At 68.6% G+C, this 22,407-nt stretch carries 25 protein-coding genes; 14 read left to right on the top strand and 11 right to left on the bottom strand.

Annotated features, from left to right (window positions below; genetic code table 11):
• Positions 1 to 224, bottom strand: a 224-nt coding sequence (locus AR539_RS18565) for a putative acetyltransferase (protein WP_066440338.1), incomplete at its 3' end; no start/stop codon positions are given.
• Between the two features lie 166 nt (positions 225 to 390).
• On the opposite strand from AR539_RS18565, the gene fdxA reads away from it, so the two are divergent.
• From fdxA to AR539_RS18590, 5 genes are all read left to right on the top strand, one after another.
• Positions 391 to 717 carry a ferredoxin gene (gene fdxA / locus AR539_RS18570; protein ID WP_066440339.1) on the top strand — a complete coding sequence of 109 codons (327 nt, stop codon included), beginning with the start codon at positions 391 to 393 and terminating at the stop codon, positions 715 to 717.
• 12 nt (positions 718 to 729) lie between these two features.
• Complete coding sequence (gene dapC / locus AR539_RS18575) at positions 730 to 1,878, top strand: succinyldiaminopimelate transaminase (protein ID WP_066440340.1); 1,149 nt, start codon at positions 730 to 732, stop codon at positions 1,876 to 1,878.
• 228 nt (positions 1,879 to 2,106) lie between these two features.
• Positions 2,107 to 3,390 (top strand): citrate synthase, encoded by a 1,284-nt coding sequence (locus tag AR539_RS18580; RefSeq protein ID WP_066440342.1) that lies wholly within the window; start codon positions 2,107 to 2,109, stop codon positions 3,388 to 3,390.
• A 175-nt stretch (positions 3,391 to 3,565) separates the two neighbouring features.
• The gene (locus AR539_RS18585) at positions 3,566 to 4,216 is read left to right on the top strand and encodes a TetR/AcrR family transcriptional regulator (protein WP_066440345.1); all 651 of its coding nucleotides are present in this window, start codon (positions 3,566 to 3,568) and stop codon (positions 4,214 to 4,216) included.
• Positions 4,217 to 4,273: 57 nt separating this feature from the next.
• A complete protein-coding gene (locus tag AR539_RS18590) occupies positions 4,274 to 4,885 on the top strand; it encodes a hypothetical protein (protein WP_066440347.1) in 612 nt (203 codons plus the stop codon).
• On the opposite strand, the gene AR539_RS18595 is transcribed toward AR539_RS18590, so the two are convergent.
• Both AR539_RS18595 and dapD read right to left on the bottom strand, forming a co-directional pair.
• Positions 4,874 to 5,722: a hypothetical protein gene (locus AR539_RS18595; protein WP_442854418.1), complete on the bottom strand. Its 849-nt coding sequence runs from the start codon at positions 5,720 to 5,722 to the stop codon at positions 4,874 to 4,876. The two genes, AR539_RS18590 and AR539_RS18595, sit on opposite strands and share 12 nt — an antisense overlap.
• A 68-nt stretch (positions 5,723 to 5,790) precedes the next feature.
• Positions 5,791 to 6,801: a 2,3,4,5-tetrahydropyridine-2,6-dicarboxylate N-succinyltransferase gene (gene dapD, locus AR539_RS18600; protein WP_066440349.1), complete on the bottom strand. Its 1,011-nt coding sequence runs from the start codon at positions 6,799 to 6,801 to the stop codon at positions 5,791 to 5,793.
• 58 nt (positions 6,802 to 6,859) lie between these two features.
• Between dapD and dapE the strand changes: the two genes are divergently transcribed.
• Positions 6,860 to 8,014, top strand: coding sequence for a succinyl-diaminopimelate desuccinylase (gene dapE, locus AR539_RS18605; RefSeq protein WP_066440350.1), 1,155 nt, complete (start codon positions 6,860 to 6,862; stop codon positions 8,012 to 8,014).
• Between the two features lie 91 nt (positions 8,015 to 8,105).
• Here dapE and AR539_RS18610 read toward each other — a convergent pair whose 3' ends face one another.
• The 4 genes from AR539_RS18610 to AR539_RS18625 form a co-directional block, all read right to left on the bottom strand.
• On the bottom strand, positions 8,106 to 8,939 hold the full coding sequence (locus AR539_RS18610; RefSeq protein ID WP_066440351.1) for an amino acid ABC transporter permease: 834 nt from the start codon (positions 8,937 to 8,939) through the stop codon (positions 8,106 to 8,108).
• Positions 8,936 to 9,586 carry an amino acid ABC transporter permease gene (locus AR539_RS18615; RefSeq protein WP_066440355.1) on the bottom strand — a complete coding sequence of 217 codons (651 nt, stop codon included), beginning with the start codon at positions 9,584 to 9,586 and terminating at the stop codon, positions 8,936 to 8,938. The genes AR539_RS18610 and AR539_RS18615 overlap by 4 nt, the downstream gene beginning before the upstream one ends.
• A gap of 96 nt (positions 9,587 to 9,682) precedes the next feature.
• Positions 9,683 to 10,564: a glutamate ABC transporter substrate-binding protein gene (locus AR539_RS18620; protein WP_066440357.1), complete on the bottom strand. Its 882-nt coding sequence runs from the start codon at positions 10,562 to 10,564 to the stop codon at positions 9,683 to 9,685.
• A 60-nt stretch (positions 10,565 to 10,624) separates the two neighbouring features.
• A complete protein-coding gene (locus tag AR539_RS18625) occupies positions 10,625 to 11,380 on the bottom strand; it encodes an amino acid ABC transporter ATP-binding protein (protein ID WP_066440360.1) in 756 nt (251 codons plus the stop codon).
• A gap of 204 nt (positions 11,381 to 11,584) precedes the next feature.
• Between AR539_RS18625 and AR539_RS18630 the strand changes: the two genes are divergently transcribed.
• From AR539_RS18630 to AR539_RS19215, 4 genes are all read left to right on the top strand, one after another.
• Entirely contained in the window at positions 11,585 to 12,550 is a 966-nt protein-coding gene (locus AR539_RS18630; RefSeq protein WP_231728681.1) for a TIGR00730 family Rossman fold protein, read from the top strand.
• A 43-nt stretch (positions 12,551 to 12,593) separates the two neighbouring features.
• On the top strand, positions 12,594 to 12,962 hold the full coding sequence (locus AR539_RS18635) for a DivIVA domain-containing protein (protein WP_066440363.1): 369 nt from the start codon (positions 12,594 to 12,596) through the stop codon (positions 12,960 to 12,962).
• A complete protein-coding gene (locus AR539_RS18640; protein WP_082699491.1) occupies positions 12,952 to 14,355 on the top strand; it encodes a glycosyltransferase family 39 protein in 1,404 nt (467 codons plus the stop codon). Before AR539_RS18635 ends, AR539_RS18640 begins: the two co-directional genes overlap by 11 nt.
• A gap of 232 nt (positions 14,356 to 14,587) precedes the next feature.
• Complete coding sequence (locus AR539_RS19215; RefSeq protein ID WP_082699492.1) at positions 14,588 to 14,755, top strand: DUF3117 domain-containing protein; 168 nt, start codon at positions 14,588 to 14,590, stop codon at positions 14,753 to 14,755.
• 105 nt (positions 14,756 to 14,860) lie between these two features.
• Here the strand turns inward: AR539_RS19215 and AR539_RS18645 are convergent, their stop codons facing one another.
• Positions 14,861 to 15,493, bottom strand: coding sequence for an O-methyltransferase (locus AR539_RS18645; RefSeq protein WP_066440365.1), 633 nt, complete (start codon positions 15,491 to 15,493; stop codon positions 14,861 to 14,863).
• Between the two features lie 364 nt (positions 15,494 to 15,857).
• Between AR539_RS18645 and sigE the strand changes: the two genes are divergently transcribed.
• The 3 genes from sigE (at position 15,858) to AR539_RS18660 (ending at position 18,115) form a co-directional block, all read left to right on the top strand.
• Positions 15,858 to 16,493 carry an RNA polymerase sigma factor SigE gene (gene sigE, locus AR539_RS18650; protein WP_066440367.1) on the top strand — a complete coding sequence of 212 codons (636 nt, stop codon included), beginning with the start codon at positions 15,858 to 15,860 and terminating at the stop codon, positions 16,491 to 16,493.
• Positions 16,494 to 16,516: 23 nt separating this feature from the next.
• Positions 16,517 to 17,635: a hypothetical protein gene (locus AR539_RS18655; RefSeq protein ID WP_066440369.1), complete on the top strand. Its 1,119-nt coding sequence runs from the start codon at positions 16,517 to 16,519 to the stop codon at positions 17,633 to 17,635.
• A gap of 81 nt (positions 17,636 to 17,716) precedes the next feature.
• Positions 17,717 to 18,115: a preprotein translocase subunit TatA gene (locus tag AR539_RS18660; protein ID WP_066440371.1), complete on the top strand. Its 399-nt coding sequence runs from the start codon at positions 17,717 to 17,719 to the stop codon at positions 18,113 to 18,115.
• Between the two features lie 17 nt (positions 18,116 to 18,132).
• On the opposite strand, the gene AR539_RS18665 is transcribed toward AR539_RS18660, so the two are convergent.
• Genes AR539_RS18665 through AR539_RS18675 form a run of 3 tightly spaced genes read right to left on the bottom strand, consistent with a single transcriptional unit; the run spans position 18,133 to position 21,363 of the window.
• Entirely contained in the window at positions 18,133 to 19,311 is a 1,179-nt protein-coding gene (locus tag AR539_RS18665) for an Mrp/NBP35 family ATP-binding protein (protein ID WP_066440373.1), read from the bottom strand.
• A gap of 11 nt (positions 19,312 to 19,322) precedes the next feature.
• Entirely contained in the window at positions 19,323 to 20,087 is a 765-nt protein-coding gene (locus AR539_RS18670) for a DUF1003 domain-containing protein (protein ID WP_442854419.1), read from the bottom strand.
• On the bottom strand, positions 20,080 to 21,363 hold the full coding sequence (locus AR539_RS18675; RefSeq protein WP_066440376.1) for a magnesium transporter MgtE N-terminal domain-containing protein: 1,284 nt from the start codon (positions 21,361 to 21,363) through the stop codon (positions 20,080 to 20,082). The genes AR539_RS18670 and AR539_RS18675 overlap by 8 nt, the downstream gene beginning before the upstream one ends.
• Positions 21,364 to 21,440: 77 nt before the next feature.
• Between AR539_RS18675 and AR539_RS18680 the strand changes: the two genes are divergently transcribed.
• On the top strand, positions 21,441 to 22,325 hold the full coding sequence (locus AR539_RS18680) for a general stress protein (RefSeq protein WP_066440377.1): 885 nt from the start codon (positions 21,441 to 21,443) through the stop codon (positions 22,323 to 22,325).
• The last annotated feature ends 82 nt before the right edge of the window (positions 22,326 to 22,407 follow it).

The following is a 22,407-nucleotide window of genomic DNA, read 5'->3' on the forward strand; positions in this document are numbered from 1 at the left end:
GCCGGCGGGACCTCCTTGGCGGCCACCACCAGCGGGAGGGGGATTACGACGTCGGCGCGCCGGGTGCGCACGGTGCACTCACCGGCGGTGCGGGCCACGAGCTCGCCCAGGGCATCCGTCACCCCGCCCTCGATCCGGTACCGGACCACCACGCGCGTGCCCAGCTCCGCGGCGGCCAGGAAGGCCCGGGGCGGCTGGGGCGGGAGGGGCGTCGAGGTACTCACCTGTACATCCTAGGTCGGCCGGATCCACGAGTGCGGACGCGTGTGACGCCCGGCTAGGTTCGCGGGAACAGGCTGGGAGATAATAGGCTCAGAAGTCAGCAGCCGGCGCTCAGGCCGGGAGCAGTTATCCGGCCGAGGCCGGAACCAAAGTGGAGAGGCCAGGGACGTGACGTACGTAATCGCGCAGCCGTGTGTAGATGTCAAGGACAAGGCATGTATTGAAGAGTGCCCCGTCGACTGCATCTATGAGGGTGAGCGCTCCCTGTATATCCACCCCGACGAGTGCGTGGACTGCGGTGCCTGCGAGCCGGTCTGCCCCGTCGAGGCCATCTACTACGAGGACGACACCCCCGAGGAATGGGCCGACTACTACAAGGCCAACGTTGAGTTCTTCGACGACCTGGGCTCCCCGGGCGGCGCCGCCAAGGTGGGCAACACCCACACGGACCACCCGATGATCGCCGCCCTCCCGCCGCAGAACCAGGCAAGCTAGGGCGGGCCGCCGGTGACATCTGCGGTGCGCAGCTTCGGCCTCAGCCTGCCCGACTACCCGTGGGAAGCCCTGGCGCCGTACCTCGCACGGGCCGCCGAGCACCCCGGGGGAGCAGCGAACCTCTCCATCGGCACCCCGGTGGACGACACCCCCGCCGTGGTGCAGGAAGCCCTGCGCGCTGCAGCCAACGCCCCCGGCTACCCCACGGTCCACGGCACCGCCGGGCTCCGGGAAGCGATCGCGGCGTGGTTTGAGCGCCGCCGCGGCGTCCCCGGGCTGGACCCGCGGGACATCATGCCCACGGTGGGCTCCAAGGAACTGGTGGCCTGGCTGCCGTTCCTGCTCGGCCTCAAGGCCGGCGACGTCGTGGTCCGCCCCACCGTGGCGTACCCCACCTACGACATCGGCGCCACGTTCGCCGGCGCGGAGCACGTCGCCGCGGACGACCTGGATGAGCTCGACGCCGCCACCCGCGCCCGGGTGCGCCTGGTCTGGGTCAACTCCCCGGCCAACCCGACCGGCAGCGTCCGCGACGCCGCCTCGCTGCGCCGGTTGGTCCGGCAGGCCCGGGAGATCGGCGCCGTCGTGGCCTCGGACGAGTGCTACGCCGAACTCGGCTGGGGCGAATGGGATGTCCAGCGCGGCGGCACGCCCGTGCCCAGCATCCTGGACCCCCAGGTCGCCGAAGGCTCCCACGAGGGCCTTCTGGCCGTGTACTCGCTGAGCAAGCAGTCCAACCTGGCCGGCTACCGCGCCGCGTTCGTGGCCGGGGACCCGGCCATCATGGCGAACCTCGTCAACAGCCGCAAGCACGCCGGCATGATCGTTCCCTACCCTGTCCAGGAAGCGATGCGGGTTGCCCTCGGCGACGACGCCCACGTCCAGGCGCAGAAGGACCTCTACCGGGGCCGCCGGGAACGGATCGTGCCCGCGCTGGAGAAGTTCGGGCTGGCCATCCACGAATCCCGGGCGGGACTGTACCTGTGGGCCACCGCCGGTGAAGCGACCTGGGATACGGTGGGCCGGCTCGCGGACCGCGGGATCGTGGTGGGCCCGGGCGTGTTCTACGGCGATGCCGGCAACGGGTTCGTCCGCGTCGCGCTGACGGCCAGTGACGAGCGGATCGACGCCGCGGCGGACCGCCTGGCCACAGGGCCGTAACAATGATGTGACGCGTACCACAACGGGCGCGTTTTGGCCGGTTCCGGAGGGCCTTGGATTAGTGCCACCCGGAAACTGCCGGTAGTTTTTAACTGACTATCAATGGTGGCTTTCCACAAGAAGGCAGCGCAGCCGTTGGAATCCGTGTCTAAAACAGGTTCCGTGGGCGGCTTCACCAGAAGTTGGACCAGCTTTCTACAGGGGCCCCGATGCCCCAGAGGAGACTCCATGACTGAGACCACCAGCGCAACCCTGCGCCATGCCGGCGGCGAGCTCGAACTCCCGCGCATCCAGGTTGTAGAAGGAAACGAAGGCTACGACGTTTCCAAGCTGCTGAAGCAGACCGGTGCCGTTGCCTTCGACCCCGGCTTCATGAACACCGCGGCAACCACCTCCGCGATCACCTACATCGACGGCGACGCCGGTATCCTGCGGTACCGCGGCTACCCGATCGAGCAGCTCGCCCAGCACTCGAGCTTCCTGGAAGTTTCCTACCTGCTGATCTACGGCAACCTGCCGACCCCCGCGGAGCTGGAAGCCTTTGACCAGCGCATCCGCCACCACACCCTGCTGCACGAAGAGCTGAAGGGCTTCTTCAGCGGCTTCCCGCGCGACGCGCACCCGATGCCGGTCCTGTCCTCGGCCGTGTCCGCGCTGTCCACGTTCTACCAGGACTCGCTGGACCCCTTCAACGCGGAGCAGGTGGAGGTTTCCACCTACCGCCTGCTGGCCAAGATGCCGGTCATCGCCGCTTACGCCCTGAAGAAGAGCATCGGGCAGCCCATGCTGTACCCGGACAATTCCCACAACCTCGTGGAGAACTTCCTGCGCCTGAGCTTCGGCCTCCCGGCCGAGCAGTACGAGGTGGACCCGGTGGTCGCCAAGGCCCTGGACCTGCTCCTGATCCTGCACGCCGACCACGAGCAGAACTGCTCGACCTCCACGGTCCGCCTGGTGGGTTCCTCCAACGCGAACCTCTTCGCGTCCGTGTCCGCCGGCATCAACGCCCTCTTCGGCCCCGCCCACGGCGGCGCCAACGAGGCCGTGCTGAAGATGCTCCGCCAGATCCAGGCCGACGGCACCAAGCCCGAGGACTACATGGAGAAGGTCAAGAACAAGGAAGACGGCGTCCGCCTCATGGGCTTCGGGCACCGCGTCTACAAGAACTACGACCCGCGCGCCAAGATCGTCAAGGCCACGGCGCACGAGATCCTCGGCAAGCTCGGCGGCAACGACGAACTCCTCGACATCGCCCTGCGCCTCGAAGAGAAGGCGCTCAATGATGACTACTTCATCCAGCGCAAGCTCTACCCGAACGTCGACTTCTACACCGGCCTCATCTACAAGGCCATGGGCTTCCCCGAGAAGATGTTCACCGTGCTCTTCGCGATCGGCCGCCTGCCGGGCTGGATCGCCCAGTGGCGCGAGATGATCAGCGACCCCAACACCAAGATCGGCCGCCCGCGGCAGCTCTACATCGGTGAGCCGGAGCGCAACTACCCTTCGGTGTAACACCGCAGGCAGCGTAAGCGCCAAAAGTACGACGCCGGCCGCTCACCTTACGGGGTGCGCGGCCGGCGTCGTTTGCGTTCGAATCCCGGGCGTTAGGGAGCATTTGTGCAGGTCAGCTGCCTGTCCGACGGTGTGGCCCGGCACCGTTCGGGCACATCCGTGCTAAAAAAGACGAATGCCCAAATTTGTCGACGCCGCCTTGCGGCGCCAGGAAGTGGTCGAAGCGGTCTTCCGGATCGTCGCAGCAGACGGACTCGAGCGGGCCTCGCTCCGCGAGGTCGCGGACGAGGCCGAACTGGCCGTCGGATCGGTCCGCCACTACTTCGCCAGCAGTGATGAGCTCCTGGCACACTCCTTCGGAGTGGTCGTGGACCGGATCGTCCACCGGCTGACGGCCGCCGACGACCGTCTCGCGGACGCGGAGCCCGGCACCCCGGAGCACCACGAGGGCGTGTTAACCCTGCTGGGCGAGCTGCTTCCGCTCGACGAGGAACGCGCGGTGGATGCCTGCGTCTGGATGGCCTTCAAGAACGCGGCAAGGACCAAGCCGTTCCTGGCCGCCGAGGCCGACCGGAGCCACCGCGCCGTGGCCGCGGTGGTGGGCCGGCTCGTGATGGAGCTGTCGGCCGGGGCAGGTTCAGCGGACGGCGCAGGGGACACCCTGAACCAGCAGCGGCTGGTGACCGAGGCGGAGCGCCTGCTGGCCACCCTCGACGGGCTCACCATGCACGCCCTGCTGCAGCCCGAATGGATGACAGCACAGATGTGCCGGGACGTGTTGGAGTCCCATCTCACCGGGCTGGCCAGCTACGCTGGCAGCCATTAACGTGCGTTAACTTGAGGAATACACTGGGAACGTACGTCTTGCCAAGGAGGCAGTTGGATGCACCACACAGGCGGGCCGGGCTGGCGGATCACCATGGACACTTCGGGTCCGATGCTCATTGCACTTTACATTCGCGACGCCGCCGGCCTGGACAGTGCCGGCCACCCGGCCCTGAGCCACGCGTCTCCAAAGATCCGCCCCACGGACCACACCCATCTCATTGCCGAGGTGGGAGGCGTCAGCGCGCTCAAGACTGAGTGGGAAGCCTGGTGGGAGCAGATCCTGAAGGCGCACCCCGAGATGTCACCGGAACTGGGCCCGCCCGGCTTCCGCAGCTTCAGCAATTCACCCGCCCTCCGGCGCGTGCTGCAGGCACACTTCGGTGCCGCCCTGTCCTGGGCGCGGGAACGACGCGGGGAGTACCTGGCCCTGGAAGCCGAACGCGAAGCCGCCGGCGGGGTGGGGCTGCTGCAGGACATGGTGGATGACCGGCTGCTTGAGGTGGGCCGGGCCGCCAACGACTTCACCCTGACCATCATTGAACTGCCCCTCGCCGAGCCCCGGGCGTGGTACCTGGAGCCGGACAAGATCATCATGAGTTCGGACCTGTTGTCCCAGCCGGAGCTCTTCCGCAGCTACGTGCAGCCTGTGGTGGACCTACTCGTCTGAACCCGCGACGGTAATCCGCACCTGCCCCGCCGGCACCCCGGCGGGCTGCCAGCCGTTGCGGTCCGCCCGCGTCCAGCCGAGCCCCTCCGCCTGGACCTCCGTGATGGACAGGCCCTTGGCGTTGGCCACCGCCCAGTGCGCCAAGGCCCAAGCCCTCTCGCCCTCGGCGTCCAGCACCAGGGTGCTGCCCTCGGTGGTGGCGGACACGCCGCCGAACGCGGCCGACAGCCGCTCCTCCACCGCGGCAGGGTCACCTGCGGTGTCGGGGGCGCGGAGCGAGCAGTCCAGGCCGGCGGGGGTGTGGCCGGCCAGGGCCGACGCGAAGGCCCGTCCCATCGCCTCGTGCTGGGCATAGGCATCGGGGTATGCGGAGCGCTGGACGCGCTGCGCGGCGACAGTGATGTCCAGGCCCTCATAGCCGGGGACTTTCACCAAAGCGTCGTAGAACGCGTTGGTCGCGTGGTACGGGTCCATCACCTGATCCGAGGTACCCCAGCCCTGCGAGGGGCGCTGCTGGAAGAGCCCGCGGGAATCCGGCCCGGCCTGGTCGCCGTGGCCGATGTTCCGGATCTTGGATTCCTGCATGGCCGTGGCCAGCGCGATGCTGGCGGCGCGGGCCGGGAGCCCGCGGCGGACGGCGACGGCGGTGATCAGGCCCGCGTTCGCGGCCTGGTCGGTCGCGAGTTCGGCGCTGCCCGCGCCGTCCGCCGTGCAGCGTTCGGTGATCAGGACCTCCGAACGCTGCACGAATGCCACCGCCGTGTAGACCCCGCCGGCGACCATTGCCAGGGTCAGCAGCAGCACGATCCGCCGGCGCAGGCTGCCTTTGCGTGCCACGAAACTACTCCCTCAGGCCCGTCCGGGCCGGTACATTCTACAAACGGGTCAGGCTGGGCGCGGCAGCCTTAGTTGGCGTGCAGGGCCTCGTTGAGTTCCACGGTCTGGCCCTTGCGGGGGAGGACCTCAACTTCACCGGTGGAGGAGTTGCGGCGGAAGAGCAGGTTCGGCACGCCGGAGAGTTCCACGGCCTTGACGATCTGGCTGGTGTCCTCCCCGTCGGCGTCCTTGGCGCCGACGACGCGGACCCGGGTGCCGGCCGTAACGTAGAGGCCGGCCTCCACGACGGAGTCGTCGCCGATGCTGATGCCAACGCCCGAGTTGGCGCCCAGCAGGACGCGTTCGCCGAGGGAGATCTTTTCCTTGCCGCCGCCGGACAGGGTGCCCATGATCGAGGCGCCGCCGCCGACGTCGGACCCGTCACCGGTGACCACACCGGCGGAGATGCGGCCTTCCACCATGGACGTGCCGAGGGTGCCCGCGTTGAAGTTCACGAACCCTTCGTGCATCACGGTGGTGCCCTCGGCCAGGTGCGCGCCCAGGCGGACCCGGTCGGCGTCGGCGATGCGCACGCCGGAGGGAATGACGTAGTCCACCATGCGCGGGAACTTGTCCACGCCGTACACGGTGACGGCGCCGCGCCGGCGCAGCCGGGCGCGGGTCAGTTCGAAGCCTTCGACGGCCGCGGGGCCGAAGTTGGTCCACACCACGTTGGGGAGCTTGCCGAAGATCCCGTCGAGGTTGATGGTGTTGGGCTGTACCAGCCGGTGCGAGAGCAGGTGCAGGCGCAGGTAGGCGTCCGCTGTGTCCGCGGGCGCCTCGTCGAGGTTGATCTGGGCGAAGACGACCTTCTGCTCGGTGCCCCGGTCGGCGTCGTCGCCGGTTTCGGCGATGGCCAGGAGGGACTGGTCCGCGTTGGCCACGTCGCGGAGGTTTTCCGCCGCGGTTCCGAGCGCCGGTGCCGGGAACCAGACATCCAGCACGGTGGCGTCCCCGTCGCCGGTGGCGATCGTGGCGACTCCGTAACCATAGGCGGAGCGGTTGTCTGCGGGCACGGCGGAAGAAGCGGTTTCAGTCATGCCCCCAAGTCTATAGACGGCGTCCGCGGTGCCTGAAACTGAAGACCGATAAAGTGGGATGGTGACTGCCCCGGACCTGACCCCGCACCCCACTGCCCGCCCCGCCGCCACACGCCTGGACCTGCGCCAGGACGTGGCGCTGCTGACCGCCCGGCTCATCGACATCTACAGTGTCTCCGGGTCGGAGGGGGAGCTGGCCGACGCCGTGGAGCACGCCCTCCGCGCCATCCCGCAGCTGGAGCTGGTCCGCGACGGCGACTCCATCATCGCCCGCACCAACCTCGGCCGTGCCGAGCGGGTCATCCTCGCCGGGCACCTGGACACCGTGCCGCTGCCCACCACTGAGGGGTCCCTGGGCACCGTCCCGTCCTACTGGCCGTCCGGGGCGCCCGGCGAGGGGGCCCTTTACGGCCGCGGCGCCACCGACATGAAGGGCGGGGTCGCCGTACAGCTGGCCCTGGCCGCCGGCCTGTTCGACGGCGGGGCGGAGCCGGACCGGGACGTCACGTTCGTCTTCTACGACCACGAGGAGGTCGAGGCGGTCAAGAGCGGGCTTGGCCGGCTGGTCCGGAACCACGGCAGCCTGCTTGGCGGGGACTTCGCGATCCTGCTGGAACCCACCCACGGAACGGTGGAGGGCGGGTGCAACGGCACCATCCGGTTCGAGGCGACCACCTCCGGCGAGGCCGCGCATTCCGCCCGGGCGTGGATGGGCAGCAACGCGATCCACGCGGCCGCCCCCATCCTGGCCCGGCTGGCAACCTACGAGCCGCGGACCGTCACCGTGGACGGCCTGGACTACCGGGAAAGCCTCAACGCCGTGAAGATCAACGGCGGGACCGCCGGCAACGTCATCCCGGACCGGTGCGTCGTGGAGATCAACTACCGCTTCGCCCCGGACAAGACCCCGGACCAGGCGGAGCAGCACGTGCAGGAACTGCTGGAAGGGTTCGACGTTGTCCGGACCGACAGTGCCGCCGGCGCCCGGCCAGGACTCAACCACCCCGCCGCGGCGTCCTTTGTGGCCGCCGTCGGTGCCGCGCCGAAGCCCAAGTACGGCTGGACCGACGTCGCGCGGTTCAGTGAACTCGGCATCCCGGCGGTGAACTTCGGGCCCGGGGACCCGCTGCTGGCGCACAAGGACAACGAACATGTTGAGGCTGACGCGGTCCGCGAATGCCTGCGCGTGCTGCGGAGCTGGCTCGCCGCCTGAGTCCGCAGGCGGGCCGGCGGTAAGAGAGCCGCCAACGCAAAAGGTCCGGAACCCCCGTGCGGGGTTCCGGACCTTTCGTGTGAGCGGGGACCTACTTGGCCGGGATCCCCGCGACGGGGGCGTGGGCCATGCCGCCGGCGGTCTTCCTTGAGCCGCGCTTCTCGATCCAGATCGCAAGCCGGGAGACGGAGAAGTTGATGGCGATGTAGATCGCCGCCGCCACGAAGAACACCGGGAACAGGTAGTCCGGGCCGAGGAAGTCGGCCATGATCTGCACTTTGCGGAGCAGTTCCTCGTAGGACACGATGTAGCCCAGCGAGGTGTCCTTCAGCAGCACCACGAGCTGTGCCACGAGGGACGGCAGCATGCGCCGGATCGCCTGGGGGAGCTCGATGCTCCGGCGGGACGCGAAGCTGGTCAGGCCGATCGCGAGGCCGGCTTCACGCTGGCCCTTGGGCAGGGACTGGATGCCGGCACGGATGATCTCGGCGAAGATCGCCGAGTTGTAGAGCACCAGGCCGGCGACGACGGCGGTGAACGAACCGGTCGCGAACACCAGCAGCACAAAGAACATCATCAGGACCACGGGCATGCCGCGCAGGAATTCCAGCACGATGCGGGTGGGGATCCGGACCCAGGCGATGTCGGAGATGCGCATCAGGCAGAGCACCAGGCCCAGCGGGAACGCGATGACGGCGGCGACCGCCGCGGCGGTCAGGGTCGCGCCGATGCCGTTGCCGATCAGCACCCAGACGTCGGGAATCTGGAAGACGGCCCACCGTTCGGGCTCGAAGATACCCTGCTGGGCGAGGGTGGCGACGGCAAACCAGAGCAGTCCGGCGATCGCGATGACGCCGATGACGGAGCCGATCAGGGAAACGCGGCGGGCCTTGGGGCCGGGGACGTCGTAAAGGACGGAGCTCATCGGGAGATCGCCACCTTTCGTTCAACCACGTTGGCGAGGTAGCCAAGCGGGACGGTTATCAGCAGGTAGAAGAAGGCGACACCCACGAGGACCCACAGCACGGCGTCGCCGTTCGCGTTGGCGAGCTGGCGGCCGTAGCCGAAGAGTTCCATAACGTAGAAGGCACCGGCCACCGAGGAGTTCTTGACCAGGGCAATGAGGATGTTGATCATCGGCGGGACCACGGTGCGCAGTGCCTGCGGAAGAATGATGAGGGAGAGGACCTGGCTGAATTTCATGCCGATGCTGCGGGCGGCCTCGGCCTGGCCCACCGGGACGCTGTTGACGCCGGAGCGCACCGCTTCGGCGATGAAGGCCGAGGTGTAGGCGCTGAGGGCGATGATGGCGGCGACCTCGAACTGCTGGAACGTCACGCCGAGGCGGGGCAGAACCACAGCGGCGAAGAAGAACGCGATGGTCAGCGGGGTGTTCCGGACGATCTCCACGTAGGTCATGCTGAAGCCGCGCAGTGCGGCGACGGGGGAGACCCGGGCGGCCGCGAGCAGTGTGCCGAAAATCAGTGCGAAGATCCCCGAGACCACGGACAGGAAGAGGGTTCTGAGAAAACCGTCCACATACGCGGGAAGGTTTTCAATGATGACGTCCATAGGTTCCTTTGGCTGCCTGGAGGGGAGTGGATCGGGAGACGGGAATGGCGGTTACCGGAGCCGCGTCGGGCGCGACCCGGCAACCGCCACACCTGCCTAGTAGCGGTCGATCGTGGGAAGCTCGGGGGCCGTCTTGATGACGGTCCCTGCGGTGTCTTCCCAGGCCTTCTTGTAGGAACCGTCCTTGTCGAAGGCTTCCAGCTGGTCGTTGATCCACATGCGGAACGCGGTGTCGTCCTTCTTCAGGCCGATGCCGTAGGGCTCCTTCGTGAACGTCTCATCCGATGCCAGCTTGAAGGCATCCGGCTCCTTGGAGACAAAACCGGCCAGGATGACGTTGTCGGTGGTGATCGCTTCAACCTGCTTGTTGCGCAGCGGCTCAAGGCAGGCGGAGTAGGTCGCGGCCGGAACCAGGACTGCACCGTACTTCTCGACGATCGTGGCGGCCGGCGTGGAACCGGTCACGGAGCAGACGTTCTTGCCCTTGACGTCTTCGGGCTTGGTGATGGACGTGTTGTCCTTGTTCACCATCAGCGCCTGGCCGGCCTCGTAGTACGGCCCGGCGAAGTCCACTTCGGTCTTGCGCTTGTCATTGATGGTGTAGGTGGCGACGATGAGGTCCACCTTGCCCTGCTTGATGAACTGCTCGCGGTTGGCCGAAACCGTCTCGACCCATTCGATCTTGTCCGCGGCGATGCCCAGCTTGGCGGCGATCAGCTTGCCGATTTCGACGTCGAAACCGACCGGCTTGCCGTCGAGGCCCTTCTGGCCGAACAGGGGCTGGTCGAACTTGGTGCCGATAACGATCTTGTCGGCGGATGAAAGCTTTGCCATGGTGGAGTCGGCGGCGAAGCTCGGCTTCTCGGCGACAGGCGGGTTGGACGTGGTGCTGCTGCCGCCGCAGGCGCTCAGGCTCAGTGCCAGGGCTGCGGAGGCGGCCACCAGAAGGGATTTCCTCCGGGTCAAAAATGCCTTCATGACATTCCTTTCATTGGTCGGCCGCCTTGCGGCGGCCAGGGTGCGAACTCGTAGCGGAAATCAGTGGGTCAGCAGCTTCGAAAGGAAGTCCTTGGCGCGGCTGCTCTTGGGGTTGGTGAAGAACTCCTCGGGAGTGGCGTCCTCCACGATCTGGCCGTCGGCCATAAACACGACGCGGTCCGCGGCCTTGCGGGCGAAGCCCATCTCGTGGGTGACCACGATCATGGTCATGCCTTCCTTGGCCAGCTGGATCATGACGTCGAGGACCTCGTTGATCATTTCCGGGTCCAGGGCGGAGGTGGGCTCATCGAAAAGCATCACCTTCGGCTTCATGGCCAGGGCGCGGGCAATGGCCACACGCTGCTGCTGGCCGCCGGAGAGCTGCGCCGGCAGCTTGGGGGCCTGGTGCCCGACGCCGACGCGTTCCAGCAGCGCCATGGCGTCCTTGTCGGCCTCGGCCTTGGAGATGCCCTTGACCTTGATTGGGCCGAGGGTCACGTTCTCGAGGATCGTTTTGTGGGCGAAGAGGTTGAACGACTGGAACACCATTCCGACGTCGGCCCGCAGTTTGGCGAGTTCCTTGCCCTCAGCGGGCAGTTCCTTGCCGTCGATCTTGATGACGCCGTCGTCGATGGTCTCCAGACGGTTGATGGCCCGGCAAAGTGTCGACTTGCCGGAACCCGACGGTCCGATGACAACAACAACCTCGCCCTTGCGGACATTCAGGTTGATGTCCTTCAGGACGTGCAGCTGGCCGTAATGCTTATTGACGGCGTTCAGGGAGACGAGCGCGTCGCCGGGCACTTGAGTAGTCATAAGAAGAATCTAGCGAACATTACGGCGTTATGACCGCAATCACTCCCACTTCCTATAGATCGTGATTCAAGAGATACCTGCAGGTCAGGCACCGCGGGGCAGGTGCGGCCGGGCTGCGGGGCCGGCCGCCGGATCCGGCGCGGGGCCCGCGTGCCGGTGCCGTTCGGGACGGGCGCAGCCAGACATCCGCGTTACCCTGTGGGCATGAGTACCGATCCGCAGGACCAGAAAGTCCCGGCACCAGCCGGAAAGAGCGCCGGAAACAGGGCAGGAAAGGCCGCAGCGCAGCGCGCCGCGCAGGCTGACCCGCAGGCCGGTGCAAAGGCCGCCGGTCCCGCCGGGGAAACCCGGGACACGCCGTCCGCGGCCGGCATCCGGCACAAGGGGCCGCTGGAACTGCGCCGCAAAGCCGCCAAGGTCACCATGTCCGACCGGACGCTGCTGGACACCAAGGGCCCGGGGCAGTTCGTCCATACCGACCCGTGGCGCGTGCTGAGGATCCAGAGCGAGTTCGTGGAAGGGTTCGGCGCCCTGGCGGACCTGGGCCCGGCCGTCAGTGTCTTCGGGTCGGCCCGGACCGTTCCCGGCAGCCTGAACTATGAACTCGCCGTCGAGGTGGGCCGCCAGCTCGCCGAAGCCGGGCTGGCCGTGATCACCGGCGGCGGCCCCGGCTCGATGGAGGCCGCCAACAAGGGGGCCGTGCAGGGCAACGGGGTGTCCGTGGGCCTCGGCATCGAACTGCCGTTCGAGCAGGGGATGAACCAGTGGGTGGACCTGGGCATCAACTTCCGGTACTTCTTCGCCCGCAAAACCATGTTCGTGAAGTACGCCCAGGGGTTCATTGTGCTGCCGGGCGGCCTGGGAACGCTGGACGAACTGTTCGAGGCAATGGTCCTCGTCCAGACCCGCAAGGTGACCTCCTTCCCGATCGTCCTGGTCGGAACAGCGTTCTGGAGCCCGATGGTGGAGTGGATCCAGACCACGCTGGTGGCCGAGGGCATGATGTCCGAGGAGGACCTGGACCTCCTGCAGGTGGTGGACGACCCGGCGCTCGCCGTGGAGCTGGTGGTCGAGGGCGCTGCCCGGCACCGCAATCCCAACGGCAGCACCACCGGCAACGGCAGCACCACCGGCAACGGGACAGGCCCCGCCGGCGGCACGCGCGGCTGAGGCGCCGCCTGCCGGAGCCGCCGCCGTCTGGCACCATGGGGGAGTGAGTTTCTTCCTGGTGTTTCTGGCGATCGCGCTGGTCGGCGCAGCGTTCCTCCTCGGCGCCGGCAAGGTGTCGGGTCTCTTCCGCGGCCGCCGCGGCGGGGACGACGGCGGGCAGCGTGCCCTCGATGACGGCTTCGACCAGCCGGTGGCGAACCTCCCGCCCGTCCTGCTGCCGGCCGACGTGGAGCCGTCCGACGTCGACCGGCTCCGGTTCGCGGTGGGCCTGCGGGGGTACCGGATGGACCAGGTGGACCAGGTGCTGGACGAGTTGCGGGACCAGCTCGCCGCCAGGGACCGGAAGATCGCGGACCTCGGCGCCGAACTGGGCCGCCTGCGCCATGAGCCGGGCCGGTCCCATGGGCGGTGACCGCCCGGCCGGAACCCGGCACAACCCTGCGCCGGAGGCATCACCCCGGAACCAGCCTGTAACGGAGGCAGCGGGCAGCCCCGGCACCCGGGAACCCCGTTCCGCGGCCTGGGCGGTGCGGGCCGGCGACCGGGCGGCCCGCTGGGCCTGGTGGGTCCAGGTCAGCGTCCTCTACATCGCCGCACGCCTCGTCAGCGCCAGCATCTTTATGGCCGCAGCCCTGCACCAGGGCGTCAACCCGTGGTTTCCGGCCAAGCCGGACTACTGGTCCTTCGTCAACATCTGGGACGCCCGCTGGTACGGCGAGATCCTCCAGAACGGCTACCCCGAGGTCCTCCCAACCGACGGTGCCGGCACGGTGCAGGAGAACGCCTGGGCGTTCTACGCGCTCTTTCCGTTCCTGGGACGGGCGCTCGCCGGGCTGACCGGTATGCACCCGGCGTTCAGCATGACGCTTATCGCCATGGTGGCGGGACTCGGCGCGGCGCTGGTCATCTACAGGCTCTTCCGGCGGCGGGCCTCCCACGGCACGGCGCTCTGGGCCACCGTTTTCGTCGCCACCTTCCCGGTCTCGCCGGTGCTGCAGGTGCCCTACGCCGAATCGCTGAACCTTCTCCTGCTGGCTGCCGCCCTGCTGCTGGTGGTGGAACGCCGGTACCTGTGGGCCATGCCCGTGGTGGTCCTGATGTGCCTGTCCCGGCCCACCGGCGTTCCCTTCGCGGCCATGGTGGGGCTGCTGTTCCTCTACCGCCTCTGGCAGGCCCGTGCCGCCGCCCGGCCAGCCCCTTCAGGGACAAAGCAGTCAGGGACGAAACAGGCGGGGACGAAACAGGCGGGGACGGGGCAGTCCGGGACAGGGCAGGCGGCAGCGCCGCACACCCGGTCCCAGCTGTGGTCGCTGGCCGGGCTCACGGCGGTCAGCGGCATGGCCGCCCTGATGTGGCCGGCCATCGCCTGGGCCGTCACCGGGGACATCCGCGCATACACCAAGACCGAGACCGTCTGGCGCGGCCACGACCTCGTGCCGTTCAAGCCGTGGTTCGACACCGGCGTCCTGCTCTTCGGCCCGGTGCTGGGTATCCTGGCGCCGTTCGTGTTCGCTGCGCTGTTCGCCCTGTTCATGATGTGCCGTCCGGTGCGGGCGCTGGGCACGGAACTCCGGCTGTGGTGCGTCTGCTACATGGGTTACCTGCTGCTCTTCCTGCACCCGCAGACGAGCACGTTCCGGATGCTGCTTCCGCTCTTTCCGCTGGCCCTCAGCGCCGCCCTCATCTCGCGGTCCCGCGCGTACCGCGGCACGGTGGTGGTGATGTTCGTGCTGCTGCAGATCGTCTGGATTGTCTGGCTGTGGGCCTGGGCTCCGTTGCCCGGCGGAGGCGACTATCCGCCGTGACGCACAGCACCTTTTCCGGCTCCCGCCGCGGCATGACGCGGCGCGTCGGAAAGTCCAACGATTAGCTACCGCCGGGTTGTTACGCGATAATAGGAGCTAAGCAAGGACAAGAAGCAAACTGAGTATAAGGCCCTGATGGCTCCCATCACGGCCGCCGGGCGGCTTGATTGACTTAGCGGACGCAGCCCGGCCGGGCTGGTGTGTCACTGGACTAATGGAGGGGATATTCCTTATGGCGGCTATGAAACCACGCACCGGCGACGGCCCGATGGAAGTGACCAAGGAGGGTCGCAGCCTGATCATGCGTGTCCCGCTCGAAGGCGGCGGGCGGCTGGTGGTCGAACTCAACTCTGCCGAAGCTTCCAACTTGAAGGAATGCCTCGTCGGCGTCACTGAATAGCTTCACCGCACTCTTTGACGAAGAGGGGGTCCGCAGCCGGATGGCTGCGGACCCCCTCTTTTGCGTATCCGGCTTTTGTGTATCCGGACCGCGGAGTGCGGGGCGCTACTTCTTTACGGCCACCAGCAGGCCGTCGCCGGTGGGCAGCATGGCCGAGGCCAGGCGGTCGTCCTCGCGGATGGCCTTGCCCACCTGGCGGAGAACCACCGTGGTGGCCGCCCGGGCAGCCGGATTGGCGACGCGGTCCTGGTCCAGGGCGTCGTTGACGATCAGCAGTCCGCCGGACTTGAGCAGGCGGATGGCCTGTTCCACGTAGCCGGGGTAGTTGGGCTTGTCCGCGTCGATGAAGACCAGGTCGTAGGCGCTGTCGGTCAGGCGGGGGAGGACGTCCCGGGCCCGGCCGGAAATGGTGCGCGTGCGGTTCGCCGGGCTGCCGGCCTCCTGGTAGGCCTCGCGTGCTGCCTTCAAGTGCTCGACGTCGACGTCGATGGTGGTCAGCACGGCCTGCGGGCCCAGGCCGCGCAGGATGCAGACGCCGGAGACGCCTGCGCCCGTCCCGATCTCCACCGCGGTCTGGGCCTTGGACGCCGCGGCCAGCACGGTCAGGACGGCGCCGACGCCGGGGCCCACCGGGGTGACGCCGAGCTCGAAGGACCGTTCGCGCGCGTGGAGCAGGACCTCATCCTCGGCAGGCAGATCTTCTGCGTAGGACCAGCTCGTGGACTTATCGGCGCTCATGGACTTCGCTTTCTGGGCGGCAGGGGGATTGTTCCCTCCAGCGTACTGTGTCAGGTGCAGCCCGGCGGGGAGGCGCCCCTGCCGCGGGCGTGATGGCACTCACTCCCGCCCCTGACAGCCGGCGTCCAGCCCCGCGCCTGGCCCCGGGCGTTGTCCCGGGCGCCGTCCCGCGGCCGGGCAGGGCCGCCGCAAACCGGTTCCGCCGTGGGCTGAAGGGCCCCTGGCGTCAGCAAACTCCCAGCTTGTTTTGAAATGATGATTATCCGCTCATCCGCGTGGTGATCGGCGTCGAATAAAGGATGCAGGCGCTTGCAGCCGCAAGCACCGTCCACGGCGTAGGCACCATCCACGAGGGGAGCGGACAATGTCGGTAGTGGCAGATGTCCCTGTAACTGAAGAGACCCGGCCCGCGGCAGATGCCGAATGGGTCCGTCCCACCTGGGAAGAAGTGGTCACCAACCACTCCGCGAAGGTGTACCGCCTCGCGTACCGGCTCACCGGCAACAAGTACGACGCCGAAGACCTCACCCAGGAAGTGTTCGTCCGCGTCTTCCGTTCGCTCGACAACTTCAAGCCGGGCACCCTCGACGGCTGGCTGCACCGGATCACCACCAACCTCTTCCTCGACCAGGCCCGGCGCAAGAACCGGATCCGCTTTGACGCCCTCGCCGAGGACGCCGAATCCCGCCTCCCCGGCCGCGAGCCCGGACCGGAACAAAGCTTTGAGTTCAACAACCTCGACGTCGATGTGCAGGCCGCCCTCGAGGAGCTGCCCCCGGACTTCCGCGCCGCCGTCGTGCTCTGTGACCTCGAGGGCCTCTCCTACGACGAGGTGGCCGTCGCCCTGGGCATCAAGCTGGGCACCGTGCGCTCCAGGATCCACCGCGGCCGGACCATGCTGCGGGAGAAACTGGCCCACCGCGACCCGCGGCCGCAGGAGTCCGCTAAGCCGTCGCTGAAGCCGCGCCTGAAGATGCCGCGCATCGCGGGCCTGCTCTGACCCCAGAGACACCCCACCACACAATGGGTTTTCTGCAACGGCTGTTCCGGGGCCCCCACGACGGGCGGCCCCGGCACGTGGAGTCCTGCGCGCAGTGCCGGCTGCGTCAGCACCGGGAGCGCCAGTACCTGGAACGGCTCCGCGGTGCCGATATTCCGCGCGCCAGCGACGACCTGACTGCGCGCCTGCTAGCCCGCACGGAAGAACTGGCCCGCACGGTTGACCTTGCTTCCACTGATAACTTTGCCGGCGCCGGGCAGCCGCGCCGGACCGGGGCTCTTCCGGCTGCGCGCCGGCGCCGCCCGGCACTGCGGGCCGCGGTGCTGGCGGCGGGCGGTGCGGCAGGAGCCGCCGCCCTGCTGGGCGGGTCCGCGTACCTGATGGGCGGCGATCCCGCACCGCAGGCCGCCGGCGCGGGATCTCCGGTGTTTCTGCAGCGGGACCTGTCGGCCTCGGCCCCGGCGGCCGTCGACGCGGGCCCGGGCGCGCCGGCGGGCTGGAGCCTCACCGGCGAACCGGACTTCACCCCCGAGGGTGCACTGACCGCCGCCCAGCTCGCCACCCTGCGTTCCGAGGGCTGGACGTGCCCCGAGTTCCGCGAACTCGGGTACCACCTGGTCTGGGCCCGCGGCGGGGTGCTCTCCGGCGCCGATGTCGTGGAGCTCCGCCTCACCGACGGCCGGAACTTCGCCACCATCGTCGAACAGCACCCCGACGAACAGCACCCCGACGAACAGCGCCCCGACAAACAGCAATATGCTGCCCAGCAGCCCGCTCCCGTCAACGTGCTCACGGGACGCTCCGCGGCTGCGGACGGCTTCACCGCCGCGGCGCTGCCCGGCGGCGCTGCGGCTGCCGGGGCGGCCCCCCGCGGCGGGACCCTGTGGGTCAACCACCGGGCCCCCTTCGCCGCCATCTACCAGGCCGACGGCGCCACCTTCACCTTCGTCTCAGACCAGCCCGCGGAGCTGGCCGACGACGGTGTGGCCGCGCTGGTGCGGGCCGGCGGCGTACCCGCCCCGGGCCCTGGTGACGGACCCGGAACGGCCGCGGACAGCGCGGACGGTGCGGGCACCGCCACCGGCCTCACCGTGCGGCTGGAGCGCGGGCTGGGCAGGATTCTGGAGCTGCTGGCCCCTTGAGCTGGAAGTCCTTGCGGCGGCCCGCGTCGCACGTCGCGGCCGAATCGTCCCAGTCCCGGTTGAGAGGGTAATCTTCCTACAGTGCTTGGAATCAATGGACCGGAGTTCTTACTTCTGCTGATCATCGGCCTTCTGGTGATCGGTCCCAGCAGGCTGCCCGAATACACCCAGAAACTTGCCAACATCGTCAAGGAAGTCCGGCGGATGGCGTCCGGTGCCCGGGAACAGATCAAGGAAGAAGTCGGCATCGACATCGATGACGTCGACTGGAAGAAGTACGATCCCCGGCAGTACGATCCGCGCCGGATCATCAAGGAGGCGCTGCTGGAGGACGACACCAAGCCTGTCAGCGCCGGTGCCCCGGCCGCAGCGGCCACCGTGGCTGCGGCCTCCGCCGCGGCAGCCGACCGCCGGCCGGTCCGCGTGGCCGAGCGGCTCCCGGACGGCGAAAAGGCCCCCTTCGACTCCGAGGCCACCTAAAGGGCCCGCACCACCACTCAGCGGGGCTGCAGGCCCAGCGGCTTTCCGCTCAGCCCGCGCGGGACTGCCGCGAGCTTGCCGGCAACCGCCAGGAGGGCACCGGCCGACGGCGTGTCCGGACGCCCCAGCACCAGCGGCACCCCGGCGTCCCCGCCCTCGCGGAGCAGGATGTCCAGCGGGATCTGGCCCAGCAGCGGCACGTCGGTACCCACGGTGGCGGACAGCCGTTCGGCGAGCACGGCGCCGCCGCCGCTGCCGAACAGCTCCATCCGGCCGCCGTCGGGCATCTCCAGGTACGACATGTTTTCCACGACTCCGGCGACGCTCTGGCCGGTCTGGGTGGCAATGGCGCCCGCGCGTTCGGCAACGTCGGCGGCGGCTGCCTGGGGCGTGGTCACCACGAGGATCTGCGCCTGCGGCAGGAGCTGCGCCACGGAAATGGCGATGTCCCCGGTTCCGGGCGGAAGATCCAGGAAGAGGGCGTCGAGGTCCCCGAAGTAGACGTCGGTGAGGAACTGCTCCAGGGCGCGGTGCAGCATGGGGCCGCGCCACGCCACTGGCTGGTTGCCGGTGACGAACATGCCGATGGAGATAACTTTGACCCCGTAGGCCACGGGCGGCAGGATCATGTCGTCCACGCGGGTGGGGGCCTGGGTGATGCCCATGAGTGCCGGGACGGAGAAGCCGTACACGTCGGCGTCCACGATCCCCACCCGGAGGCCCTGGGCGGCCAGCGCGCAGGCCAGGTTCACGGTCACGGAGGACTTTCCGACGCCGCCCTTGCCGCTGGCGACGGCGTACACCTTGGTCAGCGAGCCCGGCTCGTTGAACGGGATCCCGCGCTGCCCGCCGGGGCCGCGGAGCTGTTCCTTGAGCGCGTCGCGCTGCTCCTGGGTCATGACCTTCAGTTCGACGTCGACGCCCGTGACCCCGGGGACGGCGGACAGTGCGGCCTCGCAGTCGGCAGTGATGGTGCCGCGCAGGGGGCAGCCGGCAATGGTGAGGAGCACTGTGACCCGCACCCGGCCGGCGTCGGAGACCTCCACCGCGTCCACCATGCCCAGTTCGGTGATGGGCCGGCGGAGCTCGGGGTCGATGACGGCGCCGAGGGCGGCGCGGGCCGCCTTCTCCACGGCGGAGGCAGGGGGAGTGTCCCGGGGGGTGCTGTCGTGGTTGCTGTCCTGGCGGGCGTTCATGCGGTAAATGCTCAGCTCTCGGGGGAAGCGGGGTGCTGGGGGCCGCCGGCGGTGTCCGGCTGCAGGGTGTCCGGCGGGGTGTCGGCGCGCTTGCCGGCCCGGGGCCCGGTGCCGTCGGCCCTGACCCGGGGGATCTGCTGGGTCCGGGGGCTACGCTGCTTGTCGCGGCGGTCCTTCAGCTTTTCCTTGACTTTGTCCCGTGGAGACTCGTGGACGCCGGCCGAGGGATCATGGGTGCGCAGTTCCTCCTGCGCCTCCAGCATGTCCTCGAGCAGGCTGCGCAGCTCGGCCCGGACGTAGTCGCGGGTGGCCACTTCGCGCAGGGCAATCCGCAGCGAGGCAAGTTCACGCGTGAGGTACTCGGTGTCGGAGAGGTTGCGTTCCGCGCGCTGGCGGTCCTGCTCCAGGGAGACGCGGTCGCGGTCGTCCTGCCGGTTCTGGGCCAGAAGCAGCAGGGGCGCGGCATAGGAGGCCTGCAGCGACAGCATGAGGGTCAGCAGGGTGAAACCGAGCGCCCGGGAGTCGAACTGCCACGCTTCCGGGGCGAAGGTGTTCCACGCCAGCCAGACGACGACGAACACCGTCATGTAGACCAGGAACTGCGGCGTGCCCATAAAGCGGGCGAAGCCTTCCGTGGACTGGCCGAAGGCGTCCGGGTTGGGCGAGAACTTCGGCAGGATCCGCTGGCGGCCGCTCAGGGGGGTGTCGAGGCCGCCCTTGGCCGGCTTGCCGCCCTGCCGCGGGAGGGGCTTCCGGGGTGCGCTGTTATCAGCCAATGCGGCCTCCAAGTTTCCTTATCGGGGCATCGTCCTCGTGGGCCCGCCAGTCATCCGGCAGCAGATGGTCCAGCACATCGTCAACAGTCACCGCCCCCACAAGCCGACCGTCGCTGTTGACGACGGGGAGCGAGTTGAGGTTGTAGGTTGCCAGGGTGCGGGCCACCTCGCTGATGTGGGCCTGGTCCGATACCGGCTCCAGGGTCTTGTCCACCAGGTTTCCCAGCGGTTCCGGCGGCGGGAAGCGCAGCAGCTGCTGGATGTGGACCACGCCGAGGAACCGGCCGGTCGGGGTCTCGAGGGGAGGCCGGGCAATGAAGATCGATGAGGCGAGGGCGGGGGAGAGCTCCTCGCGGCGCACGTGGGCCAGGGCCTCGGCGACCGTGGCTTCCGGCGGGAGGATGACCGGGACCGGGGTCATCAGGCCGCCGGCGGTGTCCTCGTCGTATTCGAGCAGCCGGCGGACGTCCTCGGCGCCTTCGGGCTCCATCAGCTGGAGGAGTTCCTCGGCCTGGTCGCTGGGGAGTTCCGCGAGGAGGTCTGCGGCGTCGTCCGGGTCCATTTCCTCGAGAACGTCCGCGGCGCGGTTCACGTCGAGGGCGGAGAGGATCTCCACCTGGTCGCCTTCGGGCATCTCCTGCAGCACGTCGGCGAGCCGTTCGTCCTGGAGCTCGCTGGCGACCTCAAAGCGGCGCTTGTCGCTCATCTCCTGCAGGGCTTCGGCGAAGTCGGCGGGCTTGAGGTCCTCGTGCGTGGCCACGAACTGGGTGGCGGCCTGCGGCTCGGTGCGGGCCCCCTGCCGGGCGTCGGCCCAGTCAATGATGAGGGTCTCGTTGCGGCGCAGCCTGCTCAGCGGGGACAGGGAGTGGCCGCGGCGGACGAAGAGCTTGCTGACAAACCAGTCGCCGGAGCGGTGCTTGTCCATCGCGATGTCCTCGATGGTGGCGTCCCCGCTGCCGTCGGCGAGCGTGACCCGCCGGTCGAACATCTCGGCCACCACCAGGGTCTCGGCGCCGCGCTGTTCGAAGCGGCGCAGGTTCACCAGGCCGGTGCAGATGATCTGGGTCTGGTCGATCGAGGTGATCCGGGTCATCGGGACGAAGACCCTTTTCTTCCCCGGAACCTCGACGACGATGCCCACCACGTGCGGGGCGCCGCGGGTACCGCGGGAGAGCACAACAACATCGCGCAGCCGGCCCAGACGGTCACCGAGCGGGTCGAAGACGTCGAGTCCGAGCAGGCGCGCAACAAACACCCGCGAAACATTTGTGCTCACCTGTACAGGCTACCGAGTCCGCTCTCTTTTAGCTGAATTTACAGCCGGTGCCCAGCAGGATAGGTAAGAATAGGCGTATGTCAAACATTTTTGGTGCTCCCCGGGCTGGTGCCCCCAACGGCCAGGACGAGGCCCGCAGTGTCCCCAAGGGGGACACGGTCGGATCCTACAACTCCTACCTGGATGCCCAGAAGGCGGTGGACTACCTCGCGGACCAGCAGTTCCCGGTGCAGATGGTCTCGATCGTCGGCAACGACCTGAAGATGGTGGAGCGGGTCACCGGCCGGCTCACCTACCCGCGGGTGGCCCTGTCCGGGGCGCTGAGCGGGATGTGGTTCGGCCTGTTCGTCGGCATCATGCTGTCCTTCTTCGCCACCACGCCGGGGTACTTCTCGATCGTGACGTCCGTGCTGATGGGTGCGGCGTTCTTTATGCTGTTCGGCATCGTCACGTACGCCATGCAGAAGGGCAAGCGCGACTTCACCTCCACAAGCCAGGTGGTGGCCACCAACTACGACGTTGTGGTGTCCTTCGAGGCGGCCAACGAGGCGCGCCGGCTGCTCCACCAGCTGCCCATGACGCAGCATGACGCCTCGGCGTCGGGCGGATACCCCCAGCGCGACTACCAGCACCAGCCGTACCAGCCCGGCCAGGGCCAGGGACAGGGTCCGCAGCAGGGACATGCCCCGCAGCGCCCCGCCGCCTGGAACGACCCCTACGGCCAGCGGACCCCCGCGGCCGGGCAGCAGCCCGGCGCACAGCAGCCCGGCGACCAGCCGGCGCAAGGCCAGCCTGCTGCGCCGTCCTCCCAGCCGCCCGCCGGTGCCGAGCAGGCACCGGAAGAGCCGGCCAAGACTTCCGGGTTCGCCTACCCGGACCTGCCGGACGGCCGCCCGCAGTACGGCGTCCGCATCACTGATCCGTCCAAGCAGCAGCCCGGCCAGGACGGCCCGCAGCAGTAGCCGGCCGCCTTTCCGCGGTATTGCAGAAGGCCTCCGCCCCGGTCGTGACCGGGGCGGAGGCCTTCTTCGTGTGCGGCGGTGA

This window comes from Arthrobacter sp. EPSL27, assembly GCF_001512305.1.
Taxonomy (GTDB): Bacteria; Actinomycetota; Actinomycetes; order Actinomycetales; family Micrococcaceae; genus Arthrobacter.